At 51.9% G+C, this 5,495-nt stretch carries 5 protein-coding genes and 1 pseudogene; 3 read left to right on the top strand and 3 right to left on the bottom strand.

The genetic code is table 11. The features are described 5' to 3' along the window. The 3 genes from Q0L26_RS05400 to Q0L26_RS05390 form a co-directional block, all read left to right on the top strand. Positions 1-674 (top strand): NAD-dependent epimerase/dehydratase family protein (locus tag Q0L26_RS05400; RefSeq protein ID WP_296648450.1); only part of this gene is annotated, 674 nt, incomplete at its 5' end. A 170-nt stretch (positions 675-844) separates the two neighbouring features. Then, complete coding sequence (locus Q0L26_RS05395; RefSeq protein WP_296648448.1) at positions 845-1,792, top strand: sulfurtransferase; 948 nt, start codon at positions 845-847, stop codon at positions 1,790-1,792. Positions 1,793-1,860: 68 nt separating this feature from the next. Then, the gene (locus tag Q0L26_RS05390; protein WP_296648445.1) at positions 1,861-3,054 is read left to right on the top strand and encodes a YeeE/YedE family protein; all 1,194 of its coding nucleotides are present in this window, start codon (positions 1,861-1,863) and stop codon (positions 3,052-3,054) included. Positions 3,055-3,058: 4 nt separating this feature from the next. Here Q0L26_RS05390 and Q0L26_RS05385 read toward each other — a convergent pair whose 3' ends face one another. From Q0L26_RS05385 to Q0L26_RS05375, 3 genes and pseudogenes are all read right to left on the bottom strand, one after another. Further along, complete coding sequence (locus tag Q0L26_RS05385; protein ID WP_296648443.1) at positions 3,059-3,751, bottom strand: phosphocholine cytidylyltransferase family protein; 693 nt, start codon at positions 3,749-3,751, stop codon at positions 3,059-3,061. A gap of 34 nt (positions 3,752-3,785) precedes the next feature. Continuing rightward, positions 3,786-4,970, bottom strand: coding sequence for a CDP-glycerol glycerophosphotransferase family protein (locus Q0L26_RS05380; RefSeq protein ID WP_296648440.1), 1,185 nt, complete (start codon positions 4,968-4,970; stop codon positions 3,786-3,788). Further along, positions 4,967-5,495, bottom strand: a pseudogene (locus tag Q0L26_RS05375) (glycosyltransferase family 2 protein); the annotation flags it as partial. The gene Q0L26_RS05380 and the pseudogene Q0L26_RS05375, both read right to left, overlap by 4 nt.

Here is a 5,495-nt window from a genome sequence, read left to right as displayed (position 1 = left end):
TTGGTGGCATGGCCAACCTAATGGGCGCAATGCGCGAGGCCGGGGTCAACAAACTGGTTTTCTCATCATCGGCCGCCACCTACGGCATGCCAGATGTTGATGCCGTCTCTGAAGACACCCCCTGCAAGCCAATCAACCCATATGGCGAGACCAAATTGGTTGGCGAATGGATGGTTGATGCGGCAGCCGCAGCCTGGGGGCTTCGCGGAGTGAACCTGCGCTACTTCAACGTGGCAGGTGCCGGTTGGCCGGAGCTTGCCGACACCGCAGTTGCCAACCTGGTGCCAATTGTCTTTGCCGCGATTCGCGCCGGCAATGCACCAAAGGTCTACGGCAACGATTACGCCACCAACGACGGTTCTTGCGTGCGCGATTACGTGCACGTGCAAGATCTTGCGAGTGCACACCTTGCCGCGATTGATTATCTAAACACCGATACTCGCCCGCACACCACCTTCAACGTTGGTACCGGTCAGGGCTCAAGTGTTTTTGAAGTGATTGAAGAAATCAAAAAGGTTTCTGGCATTGATTTCAATGAAGAAATTGTTGAGCGTCGCGCTGGTGACCCGCCATTCCTATGTGCCGATGTTTCTCGCATCAAAAATGTTTTGGGTTGGAGTGCAAAGCACAACCTGCATGACATCGTTGAGTCCGCATGGGCTGCCACTTCATAAGGGCAAAACCCCAACTTCGTTACAAATTGTTTCCAACCGTTTCATTATGTTTCAGCGCCGATTGCAAGTATCGGTGGATTGAATTTCAATAGTGTCAATCTCGCAAGGGGCGAGGCTTCACAAAACCCGCAGGTGTTTTCATCGCGTGGGGGGACACGAATGGAAACAAAATGAGCATTTTTAAAAAGTCGATTGCAGCAGTTGCTGTTGCAGTCTTGGCTGCATCGGTTGGTACCTCATCGGCACAAGCCGCTCCACTAACCGGTTCGTCAGCGGTAGTCACCACTGAATGGTTGGCAGACAACCTAGACAAGTCAAACGTCAAGCTAATTGAAGTAACCGTTGAAGACGGCGACTACGCGCGCAAGCACATCAAGAACGCTTTTGAATTTGATTGGCACACACAGCTGGTTGACCCGGTAAATCGCGATGTTGTTTCTCAGGCAAACTTCACCAAGCTTGCACAGAAGGCTGGCATCGACAAAGACACCACAATCGTTCTTTACGGTGACAACAGCAACTGGTTCGCAGCCTGGGGTGCCTGGATCTTCAAGCTATACGGCGCTAAGGATGTTCGCCTACTAGATGGTGGCAAGGCAAAGTGGCTTGCAGAAGGTAAGGCAACCACAACTGTTGTACCTACCGATGCAAAGGGTAACTTCACCGCAGCTAAGGCTGACAAAAACCTTCGCGCATTCTTGCCAGAGGTTCTAAAGATCGCAAAATCTAAGAAGCCTTCAACCAAGTTGGTAGACATTCGCTCAGCAGATGAGTACAGCGGAAAGATCATCGCTGCAGCAGGTTTCGATGAGCTTGCAATTCGTGCAGGTCACATTCCTACTGCGGTTAACATCGGTTGGAAGAACGCTCTTAACGCAGATGGAACTTTCAAGTCAAAGGCCGAACTTGTTGAGCTTTACAAGTCAAAGGGTATTGATGGCAAGAGCAAGATCATTACCTACTGCCGCATTGGTGAGCGTGCTGCTCACACTTGGTTCGTACTAACTCAGATCCTTGGTTACAAGGCTGCGAACTACGACGGTTCATGGACCGAATACGGTAACTCAGTTGGCGTTCCAATCGTGAACGAGGCTGGAACTGTATGGGGTAAGAAGTAGTGGCAAAATCCGCCACCGCTCCAAAAGCTACAAGCAACGGCAGCGTCTCCGAAGGGGGCGCTGCTGTTGTGCGTATCTGGACCCGCGGTGACACCATCAGAACATCGATAGCCGCGCTAATCGTTGCAGGCTTGCTCGTCTGGGCAACAGCTATTGGCAATGATCCGGCGCTAGGAAGCAACGCGTCGTTCTCGCTGCTAATCGGTACCGCCCTCGGCATCACCTTCGAGCGTGGACGCTTCTGCTTCTTCTGTATCTTCCGCGATGGCATTGAATACAAAATCACCACGCCTTTCTTATCGGTGTTTTCCGCAATTGCCGTTGGCGCGATTGGCTACGCGATTGTCTTTGGCATGTTCTTGCCTGACACCACCACCGGCGAATACCCACCGGCTGCGCACATTGGCCCGGTTAGCTGGGTTCTCGCAGTCGCGGCATTCACCTTTGGAATTGGAATGGCACTTTCTGGTGCGTGCATCAGCGGGCACCTGTATCGCCTGGGCCAGGGATCGTTGCGGGCGATTCCCGCGCTGATTGGCTCGCTAGTGGGCTTTGGGCTTGGTTACGTTACCTGGAACGATCTGTACCTTGGCTCAATCCAGGGCGCTCCTACCCTGTGGCTGCCGCATCTATTGGGCTATAGCGGAGCACTAGTTGCAACGCTTGCGCTCGTAATCGGACTTTCTGTTTTGGCTCTGAAACTTGGCAAAAAAGATGACAAGTATTCAATTCCGGTTGCCGAGCCAATCAGCCTGGCAAGTTTGCGCGATCAACTAATCAAACGCCGCTGGTCACCTATCTTCACCGGTGCAATCGTAGGTGTTCTAGGCGTGCTCGCCTACCTTCGAATTGAACCACTTGGTGTGACTCGTCAGATAGGTAGTTCAACAAGAACATTTCTTGATGCAAACGGTTTGATTCCCGAGACGCTAAACGGACTTGATGTTATGACCGGTTGCATTGGTTTGATCACCGAAACAATCACCAACAACGGATGGATATTAATTGGCATCGTGATTGCATCGTTTGCGGCAGCCCTAAGCGGAAACAGATTCAAAGTTGGTGGGCTGACTTTGCCAAACGGAATCACCGCACTTGTTGGTGGAGTTCTGCTTGGCTGGGGTGGCATGACCGCCCTGGGTTGCACTGTTGGTGTTTTGCTTTCTAGCACTCAGGCATTTTCAATCGCCGGTTGGGTGTTTTTTGCTTTCGCTTTGCTGGGCACCTTCGTTGGCATCAAGCTGAAGCTGCACCGAATTTAAAAAGCTAGATAACTTCGTTTGCGCGAGCAAGATCTTCGGCGAAGTCAACTTCAACCGCGTAGAGATCACTGATGTCTACCGCCTTGAATTTGGCTTCGCCGTTTGCAATTGCCAGCTCTAGGCCACGCTCAAAATAATCCTGGTCAGCCACTTCATCAAGTCTCCTAATGACAGCGGCTTTGTCGCCAGATGAAACAAAGTTGATGCCCACGGCTTCACCAAGTCCACCAACTACGGTCTTGGAAAGCTCGGCAACAAAACCATCGGCATCAAGCGTGTACTTCACTTCTTCATCAGCAACCGATGAATGATTCACGACCACGAAGGATTCATCGGTGTTGATCATTGGGGTAACACGGCGCAAAACTTCTGGGTCAAAAACAACGTCACCGTTCATCCACAGCACGCCACCATCACCAGATGCACGAAGCGCGCGAAGCAGGCTCTTTGAGGTGTTGGTCTGGTCGTATTCCTCGTTGTAAACGTAGGTGGCCTCAGGAAAGCGCTCGATGATTGCCTCAAGCTTGAAGCCCACAACGGTGGTCAAACGGTAATCGCTATCAAATGCGGTCTTTAGATTGTCAACCTGCTGCTGCATGATCGAACGGCCATCTTTGAGCTCAGTCAGCGGCTTAGGCAGCGGGCGGCTGAGGCGAGTGCCCATGCCCGCGGCAAGAATGACGACCTGAATTGACATGTCCCCAGCCTAATCGCCAGCTTCGCGGCGGGGCCTACTTTGTGCCAAAGACAGCAGCAATCACGCGGGCAGTGGCCTTGCCATCTTCCAGCGGCGTGAACTTTGCCTGCCAAGCCTTGTAGGCCTTGCCGTATTGCTTGGCCACATCGTTGATGTTTTCTAGCGCCCCAATAACCTCTGCGGTGGTGTGACAGATTGGGCCCGGAGCTTCGGCAACAAAATCAAAATAGAAACCGCGGTCAGCAACATACTTCTCGATATCTGGCGTTAAGAAAATCATTGGCTTGCCGGTCACTGCAAAATCAAACATCACCGATGAGTAATCCGTAATCAATACATCTGCGGCCAAATACAGTTCAGTAATGTCTGGGTAATCGGTTACATCGATAGCGCCCCGGGCGGTTTTTGAATTGTGTGCATCAAGCGTCATGCTGTGTCCGCGGTACATCAACTGAAAACCCTTTGGCATTTTGGTTGCCGCATCAATGTGATTCACGGTCTGCAAAGTTCCAACAGCATTTCGATTGGTGTCACGCCAGGTAGGTGCGTATAAAACCAATTGAGTTTGCGCGCTCTTCACGCCTAGTTGCTTGCGCACACGGTTACGCACCGCAACTCGCTCGTCGGCTGACCCACTCAAGCGATCATTGCGCGGGTAACCAACCTCAAGAGTTTTTCCTGAGTACGCAAACGCAGACTTAAAACATTTACTTGCAAATGCGCTCGGCGAAATTAGGTAATCCCAAGCCGCCGCTTCTTTGCGCATTGTGCTCAAGTACTGCGCGGAAACTTTTCCTGCCTCAATGTCGCGCACCAAACGCTTGAGCGGTGTGCCGTGCCAAGTTTGCAAATAAACCTGCCCAGCAACTTTTTTGAAGTACCAAGGGAAAGCCGAGTTGTTCACCAAATATTTTGCGGTTGCCAAAACTTTGAGCCACTCACGCGAACCGTACTTTAAAGCTGTGGAACCAGCTGGGGCCTGCACACCAGACTTGACGGTCCAGAAGAATTCCAAATCAGGTCGTGCAACTTTTAGCGCGTTGAAAATATCAAGCGGACTATCGCCAACAACTTTGCCATCGAAGGCTTCAAACAAAACCGAGTTGCGTAACTTCACACCACCGGTGGCTGAGGTATCCGGCTTATAAAGTGCACTACGAATCAGATCATTCTTACGACGACGCAACGCGCCAATGATTCGGGCCGGTGTGTAACTCATCGGTTCGAACCTTTTTTGTTGGCACCGCCAGCGCCGCCAACCCTGCTCTTATCAACAATGCCGAAAGCGGTAAAGAAGTAGCCGCGCCAAAAACCAATTCCCCAAGACAAATGCATGGTCGGCAGTGCAATCAGCAGGGCCACGCGCGACTTCAATGACAGACCCTGTGCGGTTGATGCCAAGAAGGCCACTCCCAATAGGTAAATCGCGGCCGGCAGAATACCAAACACATGGCCAGCAGCCAGCCAGTAGAAACCCATCGCCAAAGCACCCACCAGCAACGGTGGAATCCAGTAGCGCAGACTCGCACCCGATGCATTCCTGCGAGTCAGGTCGCCGCGCCAAATTCCTGTCGAAAGGAATTGCTTAGACAACTTGCTCCAGGTACCGCGTGGCCAATAGGTCACTTTGAGTTCCGGACTAAACCAAACCAAACCACCGGTCTTCTTGATGCGCTGAGCTAGATCCCAGTCTTCACCGCGAACGATTGATTCGTCGTAGCCACCAACGCGCTCAAGCGCACTC

It is taken from the genome of Rhodoluna sp. (genome assembly GCF_024641065.1).
Classification (GTDB): domain Bacteria; phylum Actinomycetota; class Actinomycetes; order Actinomycetales; family Microbacteriaceae; genus Rhodoluna.
The sequence above is the reverse complement of the archived record's forward strand: the minus strand, read 5'-3'. Positions and strand labels throughout refer to the sequence as shown.

Bases quoted from the DNA above. Each gene is read 5' to 3' on its own strand.
- Q0L26_RS05385 (WP_296648443.1), bottom strand. From the start codon at position 3,751: ATGTCAATTCAGGTCGTCATTCTTGCCGCGGGCATGGGCACTCGCCTC.
- Q0L26_RS05395 (WP_296648448.1), top strand. From the start codon at position 845: ATGAGCATTTTTAAAAAGTCGATTGCAGCAGTTGCTGTTGCAGTCTTG.
- Q0L26_RS05380 (WP_296648440.1), bottom strand. From the start codon at position 4,970: ATGAGTTACACACCGGCCCGAATCATTGGCGCGTTGCGTCGTCGTAAG.